The following is a 19,424-nucleotide window of genomic DNA, read 5'->3' on the forward strand; positions in this document are numbered from 1 at the left end:
ATGAAATTCGATACACCCGCAGGCCAGAACCCGATCGATCAGTTGAAGGTGGTCGGCAAGCCGCACGACCGGATCGACGGCAAGTACAAGACCACCGGCACCGCCCCCTATGCCTATGAACGGCACGATGTCGCGGCGAACCAGGCTTATGGCTACATCGTCGGATCGGCGATCGCCAAGGGCCGGATCAAGTCGATGGACATGCGCGAGGCCGAAGCAGCGCCGGGCGTGTTGGCGGTCGTCACCGCCGCCAACGCCGGAACCCTCGCCAAGGGCAATTTCAACACCGCCAAATTGCTCGGCGGGCCGGAGATCGAACATTATCATCAGGCGATCGCGGTCGTCGTGGCGGACACGTTCGAACAGGCGCGGGCGGCGGCCGCACTCGTGCGCGTCGATTATGCCCGCGCCGATGGCAGCTTCGATCTTGCCGCCGTGAAGGATAAGGCGGTGAAGCCAAAAGCGGGCTTCGGCGGGGAAGCGGACTCCAGCTATGGCGACTTCGCCGGCGGGTTCGCGGCGTCGGCGGTGAAGCTGGACCAGACCTATACCACGCCCGATCATAGCCACGCGATGATGGAGCCGCACGCGACCACCGCCGCATGGGACGGCGACAAGCTGACCCTGTGGACATCCAATCAGATGATCGCCTGGAGCAAGGGCGATGTCGCCAAGACGCTAGGTATCCCGAAGGACAAGGTGCGGCTCGATGCGCCATATGTCGGCGGCGGGTTCGGCGGAAAGCTGTTCGTGCGCGCGGATGCGATCATGGCGGCACTCGGCGCGAAGGCGGCCGGCCGGCCGGTGAAGATAGCGCTCCCGCGTCCCTTCATCGCCAACAACACCACGCACCGTCCGGCAACGATCCAGCGCATCCGGCTGGGCGCGGGCAAGGACGGCAAGCTGACCGCGATCGGGCATGAGAGCTGGTCGGGCGATCTGCCCGGCGGCGCTGCCGAGACGGCGGCGGCGCAGACCAAGATCCTGTATGCCGGCGCGAACCGGCTGACGCAGCATCGCCTCGCCGTGCTTGACCTGCCCGAGGGCAATGCGATGCGCGCACCGGGCGAGGCGCCGGGGCTGATGGCGCTGGAAATTGCGATGGACGAAATGGCCGAGAAGCTCGGCATCGATCCGATCGAGTTCCGCGTGATCAACGATACTCAGGTCGATCCCGAAAAGCCCGAGCGTAGCTTCTCGCAGCGACAATTGGTTCAGTGCCTGCGTACCGGCGCGGCGACGTTCGGTTGGGACAAGAGGTCGGCCAAGCCGGCGATGGTGCGCGACGGACGCTGGATGATCGGCATGGGCGTGGCGGCCGGATATCGCGGCAGCCTGTTGATGAAGTCCGCCGCGCGCGTGCGGCTCGACGCCAAGGGTATCGTCACGGTCGAGACCGACATGACGGATATAGGCACCGGCAGCTACACCATCCTGGCGCAGACGGCGGCCGAGATGATGGGTGTGGATCTGGATCAGGTGAAGGTGGTGCTGGGCGATTCCGACAAGCCCGCGTCCGCCGGATCCGGCGGCCAATGGGGCGCGAACAACGCGACCTCCGGCGTCTACGCCGCCTGCGTGAAATTGCGCGAGGCGGTGGCACAGAAGCTCGGCTTCAATTCCGCCGACGTGCAGTTCAGCGACGGCAAGGTGAAATCCGGCAATCGCAGCGCGAAGCTGGGCGACGCGGCGAAGGGCGGCGAGATCGTCGCGGAGGACGCGATCGAATATGGCGATCTCGACAAGAAGTATCAGCAGGCGACCTTCGCCGGGCATTTCGTCGAGGTCGCGGTGGATAGCTATACCGGCGTGACGCGTATTCGCCGCATGCTGGCGGTGTGTGCGGCAGGACGGATCATCAACCCGAAATCGGCGCGTAGCCAGGTGATCGGCGCGATGACGATGGGTGTCGGTGCCGCGTTGATGGAAGAACTGGCGGTGGACAAGCGCTTCGGCTTCTTCGTCAATCACGATCTCGCCGGGTACGAGGTGCCGGTGCATGCCGATATTCCGCATCAGGAGGTGATCTTCCTGGACGAGGTCGATCCTATTTCCTCGCCGATGAAGGCGAAGGGCGTCGGCGAACTCGGCCTGTGCGGGGTAGGCGCGGCGATCGCCAATGCGATCTACAACGCCACCGGCGTGCGGGTGCGGGAGTATCCGATGACGCTGGAGAAGCATCTGGAGCAGTTGCCAGCGGTGGCGTGAGCCTGCGATCTTTGACCCGTTCGTCATTCCCGCGCAGGCGGGAATCCATAAACTCAGAACATGGTGATAAGTGCGCGAAGTTCGCCACTATGGATTCCCGCCTGCGCGGGACTGACGAAAGTGGGGCAAAGGCGTTGGCGTCACGTTAGCCAGCGGCCGGCCTGCCTCCTTCCACCCGTCGATCCCCTCCGCGAACCAATAGACCCGCGTATAGCCGAACCGATGCAGGCGAAGGGCGGCGTTCCAGCTCATCCAGCAATCCGCCAGGCAGAAGATGACGATCGGTCGCGTGCGCTTGCCGCCGGTCAGTCGCTCCGCCCCGTGATCGAACCACGGCCCGATGCCGGGCGGTTGCACGCCGCGTCCGGCCTCCGGAAACCAGTGCGCGCCGGGGATCGTCGCATGCGGCATGGCGAGATGCCACACGCCGTCTTCACTGCGCACCGCGCCTTCCGCCGGGGTGACGTCGATGAAGATCGCGCGGCCTTTCCACGCTGCGGCCTGGCGGACATCGATGCGCCGGACGCCTTCGGGAACGCGGTCCACGATGCCGCGATATTGCGTGATGCGGTATCCGGTGACGGGATCGAACAGCGGGCTCTGCGCCGAAACCTGCATCGTCGCGAACAGCATGGTCGCCGCAATCCAGCGCTTGATCACCGCACCTCTCCTTACATCCTTGGTCCCATAGTAGCAGACCGGGCAGCGATGCTATCTTGGCCGATAGGAGAAGATCATGGGCCTAAGACTGCCGTTGCTCGCCGCCGCCCTGTTGGGGCTGGGCACCGTGCCTGCGCACGCGAAGCTGCCGGTCGATCCGCTGGGGTCGCCGACCTGGGTGGCGCTGGGTGCGACCTTTTTCGGCGACGATCCGGTGCGGTTCGATCCGCGCGTGAAGGTGATCTTTCCCGAGATCGCGGAGAACCAGCGCAGCTTTCCGGTGACGATCGACGCGCGTGGCATTCAGGGGGTGAAGCGCATCATCCTGTTCGCCGATCTCAACCCGATCCCACTGGCCGTGGATTACGCGCCCACCGCAGCGGCGGCGTATCTCTCGACCAATATCAAGCTAGACCAGCGCACGCCGGTGCGTGGCGCGGTGCAACTGGCGGACGGGTCGTGGCTGGTCGGCGGCGGCTGGGTCGATGCGGCGGGCGGGGGGTGTTCGATGCCGCCTTTGAGCCGCGCGAAAGGCGATTGGGCGGAGCATCTGGGCGAGGTGCGCGGGCTGGCGGTGCATGATGCCGGCGGCACGCGGGTGCGGCTCGCGTTCCGCCATCCGATGGATACCGGGTTCGTCGGGAACATCCCGATCTATCATCTCGATCAGGTCGAATTGAAAGGCGCGGGGAAGAGTTTCGGGACGATGCAGATCGAGGCGTCGGTGGCGGAGGATCCGGTGATCACCGTGATGCCCGATGCGGCGGTCGGCGAGACGGTGACGCTGGCGGGCAGCGACACCAACGGCATCAGCTATGACGGGAAGATGGCCGTCATCGCGGCACCCGCCGCAATCGCCGCGCGCTGACCATGATCGGACGTCGGGGTGTGATGGCCGGGCTGGCCGGATTGATGGCGACCCCCGTTTGGGCGCAGGCGCTCACCTATACGATCCGGCCCGAGCCTGCAGGCGACGGCATCTGGGTGGTGCGGGGTGTCGATGGGCCGATCGAGATGGCCAATGGCGGCGCGATCGCCAACCTCACGATCATCGCTACGCCGGCGGGTACGGTGCTGGTCGATTGCGGCACGTCGTATCGCTACGGCACGCAGTTGAAGCCTTTGGTCGAGACGCTGACGGGCAAGCCGGTGGTGCGGGTGTATCTGACGCATCTGCATCCCGATCATATCTATGGCGCGGGTGCGTTCGATCCGGCGATCGTCGCGGCGACACCGGCGCTGATGGACGTGCTGCGCGCCGAGGGCGAGGAGTTCACGCCGGGGATGTACCGGCTGCTCGGCGATTGGATGCGCGGCACCGAATTCCACATGCCGGGCAAGGTGATCGCGGGGGATCACGAGGAATTCGGCGGGCGGCGCTTCAGGCTGTTGCCGCTGTCCGGGCACAGCCGCGCCGATCTGGCGGTGCTGGACGAGCGGACGGGCACGCTGATCGCGGGCGATCTGGTATTCCACGATCGCGCACCCTCCACCCCGCATGCCGATCTGGCGAAATGGCGTGCGAGTCTGGCGGCGTTGAAGGCGCTGGACCACAAGAGCGTGGTGCCGGGGCACGGGCCGGTCGATCCGACGCCGAACGCGGCGATCGACCAGACGGCGGACTGGATCGACTGGCTGGAACCGACCTTGCGCGCGGCGGTGGCCAATGGCTTGGGCGCTGTCGAGGCGGGCAATTTGCCGATCCCGCCGCGCTTTGCCGGGCTGAAGGCGGCGCGGTACGAATTGCAGCGATCGGTGTCGCATTTCTATGCGGCGTATGAGGCGGAATTGATGCCGCGCATCGACGGGAAGTGACCGTCACCCCGGACTTGTCCGGGGTGACGGTAGCCGTTCAGGCCGGCACGCTCTGCCCCACGCGGTTCGCGACCAGATCGTCCACCACGCTCGGGTCCGCCAGCGTGCTGGTGTCGCCGAGGCTCGACACATCGCCCTCGGCGATCTTGCGCAGGATGCGGCGCATGATCTTGCCGGAACGCGTCTTGGGCAGGCCGGGGGTGAACTGGATCGCGTCGGGCGTAGCGATCGGGCCGATTTCCTGGCGGACCCACTTCACCAATTCCTTGCGCAGGTCGTCGCTCGGCGTCTCGCCGGCGTTGAGCGTGACATAGGCGTAGATGCCCTGGCCCTTGATATCGTGCGGCATGCCGACGACCGCCGCCTCCGCCACCGTCTTGTGCAGGACCAGAGCGGATTCGACCTCGGCCGTGCCCATGCGGTGGCCGCTGACGTTGATCACGTCGTCCACGCGTCCGGTGATCCAGTAATATCCGTCCGCATCGCGGCGGCAGCCGTCGCCGGTGAAGTACGTGCCGGGATAGGTGCTGAAATAGGTCTGGAAGAAACGATCGTGATCGCCCCACACGGTGCGCATCTGCCCCGGCCAACTGCGTGCGATGACGAGATTGCCCTCGGCGGCACCTTCGATCACCTTGCCCTCGGCATCGACCAGCTTCGGTTCGACGCCGAAGAACGGATGGCTCGCACTGCCCGGCTTAAGCGCGGTCGCGCCGGGCAGGGGGGTGATCATGTGTCCGCCGGTCTCGGTCTGCCACCAGGTATCGACGATCGGGCAGCGCCCGCCGCCGACGACCTCGTGATACCAGCGCCATGCCTCCGGATTGATCGGTTCGCCGACGCTGCCGAGGATCTTGAGCGAGGACCGGTCGGTCGCCATGACGTACCGGTCGCCTTCCTTCATCAGCGCGCGCAGGGCGGTGGGTGCGGTGTAGAGTTGATTGACCTTATGCCGATCGACCACTTCCCAGATGCGTGACGGGCTGGGCCAGTTGGGCACGCCTTCGTACATCAGGGTCGTCGCGCCGTTGGCGAGCGGGCCGTAGACGATGTAGCTGTGCCCGGTGACCCAGCCGACATCCGCCGCGCACCAGTAGACATCGCCGTCGCGGTAATCGAACACCAGTTCGTGGGTCAGGCTGGCCCAGAGCAGATAGCCGCCGGTGGTGTGCAGCACGCCCTTGGGCTTGCCGGTCGAGCCGGAGGTGTAGAGGATGAACAGCGGATCTTCGGCGTTCATCGGTTCGGGCGCGCAATCGGCGGACGCCTCCGCGATCAGATCACCGTAATAGAAGTCGCGGCTTTCGATCATCGGCACATCGCCACCGGTCGCCTTCACGACGATCACGGTTTGCAGGCAGTCGGTGAGCCTGGCCGCGGCATCCACGTTGGTCTTGAGCGCGACCGTCTTGCCGCCGCGCCGGCCTTCGTCGGCGGTGATGACGATCTTCGAATCGCAATCGGTGATGCGCCCGGCGAGAGCATCGGGCGAAAAGCCGCCGAAGACGATCGAATGGATCGCGCCGATGCGGGTGCAGGCGAGCATCGCCACCGCCGCCTCCGGAATCATCGGCAGGTACAAAGTGACGCGGTCGCCCTTGCGCACGCCCTTGTCCTTCAGGACGTTGGCGAACTTGCAGACTTCAGCGTGGAGTTCGCCGTACGTGATATGGCGCGGGGTCGCCTTGGGATCGTCCGGTTCCCAGATGATCGCGACCGTGTCGGCGCGTTCGGCAAGATGGCGATCGAGGCAATTGGCGGAGACGTTGAGCACGCCATCGGCAAACCAGCGGACGGCGAAATTCTCTTCGCCGAAATCACTTTCGTCCGCCACCGTTGGCGCTTTGATCCAGTCGAGCCGCTGCGCCTGTTCCAGCCAATAGCCGGTCGGATCGGCAAGCGAGCGCGCATAATCGGCGGCATAGGTCGCGGCGTCGATCCGGGCGGTCTTCGCCCATTCCGCCGGCACCGGATAGATGTCGTCGCTCACCTCAGTCTCTCCCTCAGTTCAACCGGATGCCGATCCACAGCGTCCGTGGCGTGCCGAGATCGATCGATCCCGCCTGATTGCGGGTGACGACCGTCTCGTCGAAGATGTTTTCCGCGCGGCCGACCAGCGAGACATGCTTGACGATCGGCACCCGGACGACCGCATCTACGGTCAACGCATCCGGGAGTATATCGGTCTGAAGGTCGTCTTCATACTGTTTGCCGACGTAGCGGAGCGTGCCCGAGAGCGACCAGCCGGCAGCAGGTGCCCAGCCCAAGGTCGCGCTGGCGGCATGGCGCGGGCTTTGCGCCGGCACGAAGCCGTTCAATCCGATCGACGCCCCGCTCGCCCGGACATGGGCATCGGTAAACGCGTAGGAGGCATCGAAGAACACCGGGCCGCGCACGATCCCGGCGGTGACCTCGACGCCCTTGGCGACGACCGCATCGACATTGCGGCGCTGGCGCACGTTCGTCGCGATCGTCACGTTGGCGATGGCATCGTTCAGGCGGTTGTAGAAAGCGGTAACGCCGATCTTGATCCCCTTGGCCGGGGTCAGGTCCACGCCGCCTTCGAAGCCGCGCAGCTTTTCAAGTCCCAGCGCCGCATTGGCCTGCGTCGTCACCGGAAAGACGACGAACGGGCGGTAGAGTTCGTTGAGCGTCGGCAGGCGGAAGCCAGTGTAACCAGCGACGCGCAGCGCCACCGCATCGGTCGCGCGGAACAGGGCACCGGCGCGGCCGGTCGCTTCGAGCCCGTCGCGATTGCCGTAGCGCTGGTCGGTAGTGACGCTGCCGGCATTGTTCTTCTCGCGGAAGAAACCGTCGCTGATCGTCCAGCGATCGCCGCGCACACCGCCCGTCAAGACGAGCCGGCCGATCGTCCAGTCGTCCTCCACGAACAACCCGGTCGTGCTGGTGGTGCCGCCGGCATTGCGTCGCGCGGTAACCAGGCCGGTGACGGTGCTGTAGGCGTCCTCGAACAATTGCCCGTCCGCTTTACGTGCGTCCACGCCGATGCGCAGCACGTGATCGGGGCCGACCGGGGGGCGAATCTCGATCTTGCCGCCGATGCCGGTGGAGGGCGTGTTGCGCTGATCGAGGCTGAGGCGGAAATTGGTGCTGCTGATCACCTTGTTGGTGAAGTTGCGCGCCTGAACGTACGCCAGCGCATCGATCTGCCAGCGGCCGCGATGGATGAGGCGCACGCTGGCGTCCTCGCCCTCGGACGAACTGTCGGCGCCCTTGAAGCGCAAGGTCCGGTTGTCGCCGAACAGCAGGCCGCGGAATTGCAGCTCGGTGTCGGCATCGATCGGGGCGACGGCGCGTAGACCCGCCGACCAGTCGCGATAGCGTGCACGGGCGGTCGCCGCGACGCGCTGATTGTCCGGCGTGGTGAAGAAGCCGTCACCGCGTTCGAACCGGCCCGACAGCGTCGCGAAGCCGCCGCCGAGATCGGGCGAGACCGACCCGGCCATGCTCATCGCGTCGTTGCTGCCGTAGAATGCGCTGCCGGAATAGTTGGGCAGATCGGCGCGTGTGGCGCTGACCAGTTCGACCGTGCCTGCCACCGCGCCGGCGCCGAACGGCCCGGATCCGCCGCCGCGCGTGATTCGCACGCCCGACAGGCGATCCGCCGACAGGGCTGTGAAGGGGATGTAGCCGAAGAACGGATCGGCAAGCGGCACGCCGTCGAGCAGGACGAGCGCGCGGCTCGACGCATTGCCGCCGAGCGCGCGCAGCGTCACGCCTTGGGCGGAGGGGTTGGCCGAGCGGCTGTCCGAGCGGCGGAATTGCTGGAAGCCGGCGACGTCCTTCAGGACGTTCTCGACGCGGTCGGAAGCCTCATTGTTGAGCCGCGCACGATCGATGATCGAGGAGCCGTAGGCAGGCGTGCCGGGCGGCAAGGGCAGGCCGGAGCCGAGGACGACGATCTCGCCTTCATCCCCCGACGCTGGAGCAGCAGGCGGCGCGGTCTGCGACAATGCCGGAAGCGGCAGCAGCAGAGCGATCAGGGGCAATCCGAAGGAGCGACGCATCGAGGACATGGACTTTCGGAAAGAAGAGAAGGGCGGCCCGAACCACGGACCGCCCCATTAGCGTCAAATCGCGAAACGTCTTAGAAAAACAGGATCGCGCCGGCCGCGAGCGTGTTCGATTTCGCTTCGTTGATGCCCTGCGCCTCGGCCTTGGTGTGGGTATATTCCCCGACCAACGTGACCCATGGCGTCAGGCCGTAGCGCAGCTGCCCGACCCAGGAGCTGTTCTTGTCGAGCAGGGTCGGGTTGATTTCGCCCGATGCCAGATCGAGATAGCTCGCGCCGTAGCTGACGCCGCCGGTCAGCTTGCCGATCGTATAGGTGGCCTGGCCGTAGAAGCCGTGGCTTTCGCGCTTGCGGCCGGTGGCGCTGGTCGAGAGGATGAACAGGCCGGTCGTGCCGATGCCGGAGCCGTCATAATAATAACCGAGCAGGCTGGCCCCGGCATAAGACAGCTTCGCACCGACATCGAAGCCGTTGCCGGTATAGCTGGGCGATCCACCGATGCCGTCATGCTTCTGCGTGATCCCCGCCGCCCACAGATGGCCGGAGAAGGCGTCGGCCTTGAAGTCGTACGTCACCTTGGCCTGGAAGCCGGGCGAGGAATTGGCCTCCGAATTGCCGATCGTCTGCAATGGCTGGAAGATGCCGGCCGAGGCCTGGAAACCGCCGAACTTCGGCGTGGTGTAGGTGATCTGCGGCTGGAAATCGGTGTAGATATAGCCGATGCCGATGCGCCCGAGCGATGTGTTCGAAGGGCCGACATTGCCGCCGGTCGTGCCGACCGACAGCAGCGTCATGTCGTTCAGGATCGCATCCGAACCGAACAGGCCGATATCACGACCGATCTTGATCGTGCCGAGCGTCGGTTTGCCGAACGTCAGATAGGTCTGGCGAGCATCGATGCCCGAGGTGGCGAGCGCTTGCGGCGTACCGGCGGAGTTCGCACCGCCGACGTTCGAAACGCTGTTGATGCCGGGATAGAAGCCGAAATGCGCGGCCACGTCCCAGCCGCCCTGGTTGGTCGAGACGTCGATCCCGAAGATGCCCGGCAGCAGGCCGTTGCGCACCGACGAACTGTTGCGGGCACCGGTGCTGGCCAAGCCGCCGACGACCGTCGTGTTGACGGTCCGCTTCTCCGGCGCATCGTGCGTGTAAAAGCCGTTTACCGAGCCGGAGAACTTCACCGTCACGCCGCCGACCGTCATGCCGATGCCGCTGTCGGTCATCCGCACGAGCGTCTTGTCGTCGAGCTGAGAAGCGGCGGCGGCCTGCGGGGCCTGTGGCGCGTTGGTCGCGACGGCGGCGGGCTGGGCCGCCTTGCGCGCGACGAGGTCGTTATATTCCTCGTCGGTCAGGATGCCCTTTTCCTTCAGCCGCAGCAGCAGCGCGTTGGTCGTATCGTCCTGTGCGAAGGCGGGTGTCGCGCCGGCCAGCAGCGCCAGTGCGCAGCTTCCGAGCAGAAATTTCCTGGTGCCCCTCATGTTATCCTCCCTGAAGTCGGCCCGCGTGGTCGCGGCACCGATCTGGGCCTTAGGCTGGGGATGAGAGGCGTCTCAGGGAATTGGACTTAAGTGCCCGGTGATCAGTGCGCGATCGCCACGCCCCAAGGCGCGCGCCCTGCGGGAATGGTCGCGATGACCTTGGCGGAGACGATATCGACGACCGAGACATTGTCCGAAAGTCCATTGGCCGAATAGACGCGGGTGCCATCCGCGCTGATGCCGACATGCCAGACGCGCCGGCCTACGGGGACATAGGTCTGCACTTTGGACGTCGCGACGTCGATGATCGCGATCGTATCGGCACGCCCCAGCGCCACGATCGCCAGTTTGCCGTTCGGTGTGAAGCGGATGCCGACCGGCATCACCTTGTCCTTGAACACGCCGGGCGGCTCGAACGCGATCGTCTTCACCACTGCGCGCGTCGCGGTGTCGATGATCTGCACCTGCCCGCCGATCTCCGAGCTGGCCCACAGGAATTTGCCATCGGCGGTGAATTCGACATGCCGGGGGCGATCGCCGACCGGGGTCTGGCCGATCACTTTCTTCTGCGCGATGTCGGTCCAGTCGAGCGCGCTGTCCGTCTCGGACGTGGAGACCGCCATCTTGCCATCCGGGCTGACCGCGACGCCTTCGGGTTCCTCGCCGACCGGCACCTGGAACAGGACGCTCTTCGACGCGATGTCGATCGCGGTGAGAATATTGTCGCGTTCGTTCGTCGCGAACAGAATCCTGTCGTCCGGGGAGAGGGCAATCTGCTCGGGATCCTCGCCGGAGGGCAGATCGGCGATCACCTTGCCGGTGGCGGTGTCGATCACCTGCACGGCATTGTCGTCGCTGGCGCAGAGATACAGGAATTTGCCGTCCCGCGAAATCTGGATGCCGCGCGCGCGCTTGCCGGCGGGCCAGGTTGCGATGGGCTTGAGTGTCGCGCCGTCGATTACGGTGATGCTGCTACCTTTCTCGTTCGAGACGTAGATCGTCTCGGCCTGAACGGCGGTGGGCAGGAGCAGGGCGAGCGGGAGTAGAAGACGGTGCATATCAGGAACCTAACCGATGGCGCGCAAGCGTCATGCTATACCTAAGTGCAATAGGGTCGGCATGACCCCATCCATAGAACGACATACGAGAATCCGCAGGTGTTCGATGCGGACTGTTGCTGGAGAGTTTTTGCCCATGAAGAAGCCCCGCCTGTCCCACCTCGTGCTGGCCGCGACGGGTGCGGTCGCCGCCATGTCGATCACCGTCAACGTCCTCGCGCATGGCAACGTCCTGCCGCAACCGGTCGATACCTCGACCTTGCCCGCGATCGGCGAGGAATGGCTGGTCAAGAATCCGTATCGCGGCAATGCGGCGGCGATCAAGATTGGTGAGTCCGCCTATGGGCAGAATTGCGCGCGATGCCACGGGCTGGAAGCGATCTCCGGCGGGATCGCGCCGGATCTGCGCTATCTCGACGTGGGAGAGGCTGGCGACGAATGGTTCGCGCAACGCTACCACCACGGGTCAGTGCGCGACGGCAAGGTGTACATGCCTCCGATGGGCGACGTGCTGGGCCAGAAAGCCGGCTGGGCGATCCGCGCCTGGCTCGACACGAAGCATCAGGAATGAGCGCAGCATTTTCACGTCGGACGATCCTGGCCGGGATCGGCGCGGCGATCGCCTTGCCGGCCATTCCGGTGCGCGCGATGTCGCTGGAGAAGGTCCGTGCGGCAGGTGTGTTGAACATCGGTGTGTATCGCGATTTCGAGCCCTGGGCCTGGTATGAGGGCAGCAAGCCGCTCGGCATCGATGTCGAGCTGGGCGAAGCGATCGCCAGGAAGATCGGCGTTCGTGCCGCGGTGCGCGATTATCTGGCCGGCGAGGATGTCGACGAGGATCTGCGCACGATCGTCTGGAAGGGTCCGGCCACGGGCGGTACCCTGTCCGATATCATGATGCATGTGCCGTACGACCGGCAATTCGCGCTGAGGAACGACCGTGCCGTGATCGTCGCGCCTTATTATCGCGAGGGTTTCGCGTTGGCCTGTGGTCGCGATCTGGACTGCGAGGTTCCGCCACCGCAGTTCAAGGGGCGGAAGCTGGTCGCCGAGCTGGATTCGATCCCCGACTTTTACCTTAGCGGATCGTTCGGTGGGGTGCTGCGCGGCGACGTGTCGCATGTGCCGAGCGGTATGGCGGCGTTGACCCAGGTTCGCGACGGCCAGAGTGATGTCGCGATGGCGACGCGCGCGCAGGTCGAGCATGCCTTGCTGCAGGGGCAGGACAAATTGATCGCGCGCAAGGGGCCGTTGCCGGCACTGACCAGTCCCGGTTGGGACATCGCGCTGGCCGTGAAGGACGACAGCCGCGATCTTGGCGATCATGTCGAGACGGTGATGGGCGAATTGAAGGCCGATGGCACGATCGATGCGATCTTCAAGAAATACGGCGTCACGATGCGGCCGCCGCTGGCGTCCTGAAATTTGGCATCCTGAATTCTGAGAGTGGTCCCAAGGTCCAATTGGCGGACCATCCCGGCCTGATAAATTGCCGCAAGACCAAGTGAAAAGACAATAGGGGAGACGATGATGAAGCGGTTCATGCGCAATGTGTCGGTAATCGCGGTCAGCAGTGCGATGTTCGCCGCGCCGCTGCTGGCGGCAAACGAGGCCCCGGCACCCGCCGCCCCGGTCGCACCCGTGGCCGGTGCCGGTGCCGGCCCGACCGACGCCGATTTGATGAACGACGAGAAGACGCCGGGCGACGTCCTCACCTACGGCATGGGCCCCCGCGCCCAACGTTTCAGCTCGATCACCCAGATCAACAGCGGCAACGTCTCCAAGATGGTTCCGGCCTTCTCCGCCTCCCTCGGCGGCGAGAAGCAGCGCGGGCAGGAATCGCAGCCGATCGTTTATGACGGCACGATCTACGTCACCGGTTCCTATTCCCGCCTGTTCGCGTTCGATGCGAAGACCGGTGAGGAGAAGTGGCAATATGATGCGCGTCTGCCCGATGCGATCGTGCCGTGCTGCGACGTCGTCAATCGCGGTGCTGCGATCTATGGCGACAAGATCATTTTCGGCACGCTGGACGCGCGCCTCGTCGCGCTCAACCGCATCACCGGCAAGGTGATCTGGAACAAGCAGATCGCCGACTACAAGGCCGGCTACAGCTTCACCGCCGCACCGATGATCGTGAAGGGCAAGGTGATCGTCGGCAATTCCGGCGGCGAATTCGGCGTGGTCGGCGAAGTGCAGGCCCGCGACGTCAATACCGGAGAGCTGATCTGGTCCCGCCCTACGATCGAGGGCAATATGGGAATGATGAACGGCAAGGAGAACGGCGTCACCGGCAAGACCAACGCCACTTGGCAGGGCGACCAGTGGAAGACGGGCGGCGGTGCGACCTGGCTGGGCGGCACCTACGATCCCGACACCAATCTGATCTACATGGGCACCGGCAACCCGGCACCGTGGAACAGCCACCTTCGCCCCGGCGACAATCTGTACACGGCGTCCACGCTCGGCATCGATCCGGACACCGGCCAGATCAAATGGCATTACCAGACGACCCCGCATGACGGCTGGGATTTCGACGGCGTCAACGAGCTGATCCCGTTCGACGCGATGCGCGGCGGCAAGATGATGAAGTTGGGCGCGAAGGCCGATCGTAACGGATATTTCTTCATCCTCGATCGCACCAACGGAAAGTTCCTGCAGGCGACGCCGTTCGTGTCCAAGACGACGTGGGCAAATGGGTTCGACAAGGCTGGTCGGCCAAACTTCGTGGACGCCAACCGTCCGGGTCCGCCGACCGCGGAAAAGGGCACGACCGTGTTCGCGGCACCCGCCTTCCTTGGCGCCAAGAACTGGATGCCGATGTCGTACAGCCAGCAGACCGGCATGTTCTACGTCCCTTCCAACGAATGGGGCATGGACATCTGGAACGAGCCGATCGCGTACAAGAAGGGCGCGGCGTATCTGGGGGCCGGCTTCACGATCAAGCCGCTGTACGACGATCACATCGGCGTGTTGCGCGCGATCGACCCGGCGACTGGCAAGATCGCCTGGGAATACAAGAACAAGGCACCACTCTGGGGTGGCGTGCTGAGCACTGCCGGTAACCTCGTCTTCACCGGAACGCCGGAAGGATATCTGAAGGCGTTCGATGCCAAGACCGGCAAGGAATTGTGGAAGTTCAACACCGGATCGGGCGTGGTTGGATCGCCGGTGACGTGGACGCAGGATGGCGAGCAATATGTCGCGGTGATGTCCGGCTGGGGCGGAGCGGTGCCGCTATGGGGCGGCGAGGTCGCCAAGGCCGTGCAGCATATCAACCAGGGCGGCGCGCTCTGGGTGTTCAAGCTGCCGAAATCTTGAACGCCACCGGCGTCGTCGAGCTTACGGGGGTGGCGCAAGCCGCCCCCGATGGCCTTGCACGACGCTTCGGGATACGATCGACAGGGGCAGCCAAATCGGGGGATCGGGATTACGTGGAACGAGTACTGATCGCCGATGACCATCCGATGGTGCGCGACGGCCTGCGCACCGTGATAGCGGTCGCCTTCGACCAGTGCGAATTGTTCGAAGCGTCTTCGCTGGACGAGGCGACGGCGGTGATCGAGCGCGAGGGCGATTTCGATCTCGTTCTGCTCGATCTCAACATGCCTGGCGCGACCGGGTTTTCGGGGCTGATCGAATTGCGGGAGCGCTTTCCGTCGGTGCCGGTGGTGATCGTTTCCGCCGCGCAGGAGCGCGGGCTTGCGCGGGCTGCGCTGGCGGCCGGAGCGGCGGGGTTTGTGCCGAAATCCTTGCGGCGCAGCGCCATCGTCGATGCGCTGAAAATGGTGCTGGCCGGCAACATCTACGCACCGGAGATTGAGGAAAGCGAGCTTGCCGCTAACGCGGAAGACACGGAAATATTGCGCCGCATCGATACGCTGACACCGCAGCAAAAAGTGGTGTTGCGGCTGGTGGTCGCGGGCAAGCTGAACAAGCAGATCGCCTATGATCTGGATGTGTCGATGACGACCGTGAAGGCGCATGTCTCGGCGATCCTGAGCAAACTTAAGGTGTTCAGCCGGACGCAGGCGGTGATTTTGGTGAACAAGGTCAATTTCGCCGCCGGCGGGTGAACCGCCTATTCCTCTCCAGCGCTTCCCCGGCGAAGGCCGGGGTCCAGTAGCGCGGACAGAGGTAATCGAGCGCTACGCTTCGTAATACAGACCTTCGTGACTGGACCCCGGCCTCCGCCGGGGAAGCGCGCTTTTTCGAAGAACGCTACTGTTGGACGGGTGGCGAGACTCGAGTCCTTACTGCGTCAGGCGCGTGATCAGCGCGCGCAACTGAGCCGGCTTGACCGGTTTCTGCAACACGTGGAGCCCCAGATCGCTGAGCCGGTCGCGCAGTTCGGGCGTGCGATCCGCGGTGATAACGATTGCGGGAATATGCGCGCCGCACACGATGCGGACGGCGGCGATCGCGGCGTCGCCGGTTGCGCCGTCGTCCAAATGATAATCGGCGATCACTATGTCAGGGCAGGCGGCCCGTGCATGGGCCACGGCGGTGATCGCATCGAGCGCCCCGCCGACCGTGCAGCCCCACCCGGCGAGGAGAACCGCCATGCCCTCCAGGATAGTGGCCTCGTTGTCGATCACGAGGATCGTCTGGTCGTCGAGCTGCCCGCGCCGGACCGGGACGATGCGCCGATCGATCAGAGCGCGCGGTTCGCCGAGCGGCACGTGGAGCGCGAAGCGGGAACCCTGGCCGACCGTGGACGTCAGCGTCATGTCATGCCCCAGCATGCGCGTGGCGCGCTGAACGATGGCAAGACCCAGGCCGATGCCGCGATCGCGGCCGGTGTCGCCGATGCGACGAAATTCCTCGAAAATCTCGGCATGATGTTCGGGCGCGATGCCGAGACCGGTGTCGGTCACGGCAATCTCGAGTTGGCCGTCGATCACGCGGGTCGATACCTCGACGGAGCCGGCGGAGGTGTAGCGCAGGCCATTGGAGATCAGGTTCTGCAAGATGCGGCGTAGCAGGCGCGGATCGGATCGCAGCCATTGTCCGCTGTCTTCGACGCGCAGGGTGAGGCCACGATCGCGCGCGATGGGCGAGAACTCGGTCTTCATGCTGTGCAGCAATTCGTCCAATGCGAAATCGACCGGATCGACGGTGATCGCGCCGGCATCGAGGCGGGATATTTCCAGCAGCGCTTCAAGCAGATCCTCGACCGAATCCAGCGCCGACCCGGTCTGGCGGACCAGTGCGCGGGTGGGGAGGGCGAGGCGGCGGTCGCCCAGCGCCGCGACGAACAGGCGGGCGGCATTGAGTGGCTGGAGCAGATCGTGACTCGCCGCCGCGAGAAAGCGGGTCTTGGAGATGTTGGCCTGTTCGGCAGCCGTCTTGGCGTCGCGCAACGCCTCCTCGACCGACAGGCGTTCGGTGATTTCCTGATGAAGCTGAGTGTTCACCGCGTTGATGTCCGCCGTGCGCTCCTCGACCCGGCGTTCGAGCGTTTCGTTGGCCTCTTTCAGCGTGTCGGCGGCGCGCAGACTTTCGGTGATGTCGCCGAAGCTCATCACCATACCGCCGCCGGGCATCGGCGCACGGCGCACCTCGACCACCTTGCCGCCGGCGTGATGGCGGCGGGAGACGGCTTCTGCTGTACCCTCGTTGAGCCAGCCGAGCGGGTCATCCGGTTCCATCGGGCCGTTGAGCATCGTGCAGGATGCGACCAGCCCGGCATGCGTGGTGACGAGCGCGATGCCGTCCGCCGGCAGGCCGATGACGGCGAGCAGCGGATCGTTCCACGCCGCCAGCCGCCGGTCGGCATCGTACACGCAGACGCCCTGCGGGATCGTATCCAGCGTCGCTTGCAGGATCGCGCTCTTCTCGGCCAGTTCGCGCGCGCGGCTGCGAGCGTCCTCGGCCTTGACCTGGGTGATGTCGGTATACACGCCGACGATGCCGCCATCGCTGGTGCGCAGTTCGTTGATCTGGATCCAGCGCCCGTCGGCCAGCGCGTGGACATGGCCGCCATCGGCGATCATGCGCTGTGCCATCCGTTCCGATACCCAGCGATCGCGCGCGATCATCGCGCCCAAGGTGGTGCCATCCTTGCCGATCATGTCGGTGATCTCGGAAAAGGTGACGCCGGGTAGGATCCGGTCGGCGATTTTCGGCCACAGCCCGAGATAGGTCTGGTTGCACAAGACGAGGCGGTCGTCGGCGTCGAAGATCGCGAAACCTTCGTTGATGCTTTCGATCGCGTCGCGCAGGCGGAGTTGCGCCTCTTCGGCGCTTTCCTTGGCGATGCCGAGGGCCGCGTTGCTTTGCGCGAGTTCCTGCAAGGCGCGTTCGAGATCGGTGGTGCGTTCGCGCACCTTGCCTTCCAGGCTGATCGCGGTTTCGAACAGCGAGAAGGCGTTGCCCTGTAGATCGGTGGAGCGTTCGACGCGGTCCATCAGCGCGGTGTTGATGCGCTTCAGCTTGACGATCTGCGCCTCCAGCGCAGCGATCCGTTCGCCTTCGTGATCCTGCGCGCGTGCCGCCATTACCGGGCGCCCCTCATTTGCCAATCGCCAGGCCGCTGAAGGTCTGGTTGACGTGCAGCGCGTGGAATTGCTCGCCATAAGTGTTGAAGCCGGTGACGCGGTGTTCGATGTACATCTGCGAGACGGTGCGGGTGAGCTGATGCTGCTCGACCTCGACCTTGTTGAGCACGCAATCGAAGCCGATGATCCGGTCGATCCCGCCGACCCCGGCATCTAGATCGGCGAAGAGGGTTTCGAGGCCGGCGACGATATCGCGACCTTCGCCCAGCGTGAGGACGACGCCCTCGTCGATCGCGCAATAGAAGGTGAGGCTGCCGTCCGGGTTGGCGGTCTGGATCGAACGGACGTAATATTCGCCACCGGCGCGCACCATCGGCGGTCGGGCGGAGAATACGGCGGGGCCGAGCTGGTCGATCGTCACGCCGGTGAGGCGGGCATATTCGGCCGCCGCCGGTTCGGCATTGATCTCGCTGACGACGCGGCCGACCGGATCGGCACCGGTGATGACCATCTTGATCGTTCCGGGCTGGTAATGCTGCGAGCGAAAGACCTTCATCGCGCGCGTGGATGACAGGATCGCGACCAACGCGGCATCGCGGCGGAACTGGCCGTCATGGAAGACGAACGTTTCCTTGAAATCGAAGCCATCGCCCGAGGAGCCGCCGATCAGCGGGATTTCGCCCAGCGCGTCCTGCACGGTGACGGTCAGCATCTCCTCGCGGTGGGACAGGCCGTCGACCAGAAAGATCGCCGCGCGATTGAGGTGGGGGCCGAGGCCACGCGAGGCCTCTCCGGCGGCGGCGACGAGCGCGCGGACCACGCCTTGCGCATCGCCATCATCAAAGCTGTCGAGATTCTCGAAACGCGTGGCGTTGAGCGTGAAGTGACTGGCGGGGAAGCCGATCGCGGTGATCGTACCCTCGGCGATGCCGCCGGGCGTGATCTCGCCCGACGAGGTGCAGCCGATGACCGTCAGCCCTTCGGTGCAATCGTTGATCGCGTTGGCCAGCGCATCCAGCCGGTAGCGGCTGGAGCAGAACAGCAGCACCCCGGCGAGCGATTGCGGATCGAGCGCGCGGAACAATTGCTGCGCAGCATCGACGGGATCGTCGATGCAGGTCGATGCGGTGCGGATCGGCGCATCGTCGTGCGTGTCGGGGTGGCTGAGCGTCATCATCTCCATGATGTCACGCCCGTCGCCCCACGTCATCACCCGTGCACCCGTTCAGCCGCCACGCGCGGGTTCTCCGGCGGCGTCCAGCGCATCGACCTCGTCATCGGTAAAGACGCGGCTGCGGATGATGAAGCGCATGCCCTCCGGTCCTTCCAACGAGAAACCTGCGCCGCGACCGGGCACGACATCGATCGTGACCTGCGTGTGGCGCCAATATTCGAATTGTGCGGCGCCGATCCAGACGGGTACGCCGTCAGCGATAGTGCCCAGCAGGATGTCCTGTGTGCCGACCCGGAACTCGCCCGCCGGATAGCACATCGGCGCGGAGCCATCGCAGCAGCCGCCGGACTGGTGGAACATCAGCGGACCGTGAAGCGACGTCAGGCGAGCGATGAGATCGTCGGCGGCGGGGGTGGAGAGGATGCGGGGCGGGGTCATCGCATCCCTTTCAAGAAACGAAAATTACGGCGGACCCGAAGGCCCGCCGCATGAGGAGG

At 65.1% G+C, this 19,424-nt stretch carries 15 protein-coding genes; 7 read left to right on the forward strand and 8 right to left on the reverse strand.

All coding sequences use genetic code 11. From position 1 onward, the window contains the following. Window positions 1–2,208: an aldehyde oxidoreductase molybdenum-binding subunit PaoC gene (gene paoC, locus U1738_RS00435; RefSeq protein WP_332787067.1), complete on the forward strand. Its 2,208-nt coding sequence runs from the start codon at window positions 1–3 to the stop codon at window positions 2,206–2,208. 87 nt (window positions 2,209–2,295) lie between these two features. Here the strand turns inward: paoC and U1738_RS00440 are convergent, their stop codons facing one another. Next, window positions 2,296–2,868 (reverse strand): rhodanese-like domain-containing protein, encoded by a 573-nt coding sequence (locus tag U1738_RS00440; RefSeq protein WP_332787068.1) that lies wholly within the window; start codon window positions 2,866–2,868, stop codon window positions 2,296–2,298. A gap of 76 nt (window positions 2,869–2,944) precedes the next feature. Here U1738_RS00440 and U1738_RS00445 point away from each other — a divergent pair, with 76 nt between their 5' ends. Further along, the gene (locus U1738_RS00445) at window positions 2,945–3,736 is read left to right on the forward strand and encodes a quinoprotein dehydrogenase-associated SoxYZ-like carrier (RefSeq protein ID WP_332787069.1); all 792 of its coding nucleotides are present in this window, start codon (window positions 2,945–2,947) and stop codon (window positions 3,734–3,736) included. Between the two features lie 2 nt (window positions 3,737–3,738). After that, the gene (locus U1738_RS00450; protein WP_332787070.1) at window positions 3,739–4,683 is read left to right on the forward strand and encodes a quinoprotein relay system zinc metallohydrolase 1; all 945 of its coding nucleotides are present in this window, start codon (window positions 3,739–3,741) and stop codon (window positions 4,681–4,683) included. A 37-nt stretch (window positions 4,684–4,720) separates the two neighbouring features. Here U1738_RS00450 and acs read toward each other — a convergent pair whose 3' ends face one another. The 4 genes from acs to U1738_RS00470 form a co-directional block, all read right to left on the reverse strand. Beyond that, on the reverse strand, window positions 4,721–6,673 hold the full coding sequence (gene acs / locus U1738_RS00455) for an acetate--CoA ligase (RefSeq protein ID WP_332787071.1): 1,953 nt from the start codon (window positions 6,671–6,673) through the stop codon (window positions 4,721–4,723). Between the two features lie 13 nt (window positions 6,674–6,686). Next, window positions 6,687–8,711: a TonB-dependent receptor plug domain-containing protein gene (locus tag U1738_RS00460; RefSeq protein WP_332787072.1), complete on the reverse strand. Its 2,025-nt coding sequence runs from the start codon at window positions 8,709–8,711 to the stop codon at window positions 6,687–6,689. An 80-nt stretch (window positions 8,712–8,791) separates the two neighbouring features. Further along, window positions 8,792–10,195: a porin family protein gene (locus U1738_RS00465; RefSeq protein ID WP_332787073.1), complete on the reverse strand. Its 1,404-nt coding sequence runs from the start codon at window positions 10,193–10,195 to the stop codon at window positions 8,792–8,794. 101 nt (window positions 10,196–10,296) lie between these two features. Further along, window positions 10,297–11,253: a PQQ-dependent catabolism-associated beta-propeller protein gene (locus U1738_RS00470; RefSeq protein WP_332787074.1), complete on the reverse strand. Its 957-nt coding sequence runs from the start codon at window positions 11,251–11,253 to the stop codon at window positions 10,297–10,299. A 136-nt stretch (window positions 11,254–11,389) separates the two neighbouring features. On the opposite strand from U1738_RS00470, the gene pedF reads away from it, so the two are divergent. The 4 genes from pedF to U1738_RS00490 all read left to right on the forward strand — a co-directional run bounded on the left by pedF (window position 11,390) and on the right by U1738_RS00490 (window position 15,329). Then, window positions 11,390–11,824, forward strand: a complete 435-nt coding sequence (pedF, locus tag U1738_RS00475) for a cytochrome c-550 PedF (RefSeq protein ID WP_332787075.1) — start codon at window positions 11,390–11,392, stop codon at window positions 11,822–11,824. Continuing rightward, a complete protein-coding gene (locus tag U1738_RS00480; protein WP_332787076.1) occupies window positions 11,821–12,675 on the forward strand; it encodes a substrate-binding periplasmic protein in 855 nt (284 codons plus the stop codon). Before pedF ends, U1738_RS00480 begins: the two co-directional genes overlap by 4 nt. A 105-nt stretch (window positions 12,676–12,780) precedes the next feature. Beyond that, a complete protein-coding gene (locus U1738_RS00485; RefSeq protein WP_332787077.1) occupies window positions 12,781–14,574 on the forward strand; it encodes a methanol/ethanol family PQQ-dependent dehydrogenase in 1,794 nt (597 codons plus the stop codon). Window positions 14,575–14,687: 113 nt separating this feature from the next. Further along, entirely contained in the window at window positions 14,688–15,329 is a 642-nt protein-coding gene (locus U1738_RS00490) for a response regulator (RefSeq protein ID WP_443026960.1), read from the forward strand. 177 nt (window positions 15,330–15,506) lie between these two features. Here U1738_RS00490 and U1738_RS00495 read toward each other — a convergent pair whose 3' ends face one another. Genes U1738_RS00495 through U1738_RS00505 form a run of 3 tightly spaced genes read right to left on the reverse strand, consistent with a single transcriptional unit; the run spans window position 15,507 to window position 19,365 of the window. Next, window positions 15,507–17,753 carry a hybrid sensor histidine kinase/response regulator gene (locus tag U1738_RS00495; protein WP_332787078.1) on the reverse strand — a complete coding sequence of 749 codons (2,247 nt, stop codon included), beginning with the start codon at window positions 17,751–17,753 and terminating at the stop codon, window positions 15,507–15,509. 13 nt (window positions 17,754–17,766) lie between these two features. After that, a complete protein-coding gene (locus U1738_RS00500; RefSeq protein ID WP_443026974.1) occupies window positions 17,767–18,927 on the reverse strand; it encodes an FIST N-terminal domain-containing protein in 1,161 nt (386 codons plus the stop codon). 51 nt (window positions 18,928–18,978) lie between these two features. After that, window positions 18,979–19,365, reverse strand: a complete 387-nt coding sequence (locus U1738_RS00505) for a DUF779 domain-containing protein (protein ID WP_332787079.1) — start codon at window positions 19,363–19,365, stop codon at window positions 18,979–18,981. Window positions 19,366–19,424 lie beyond the last annotated feature (59 nt).

It is taken from the genome of Parasphingomonas caseinilytica (assembly GCF_036663755.1).
Classification (GTDB): Bacteria; Pseudomonadota; Alphaproteobacteria; order Sphingomonadales; family Sphingomonadaceae; genus Sphingomonas.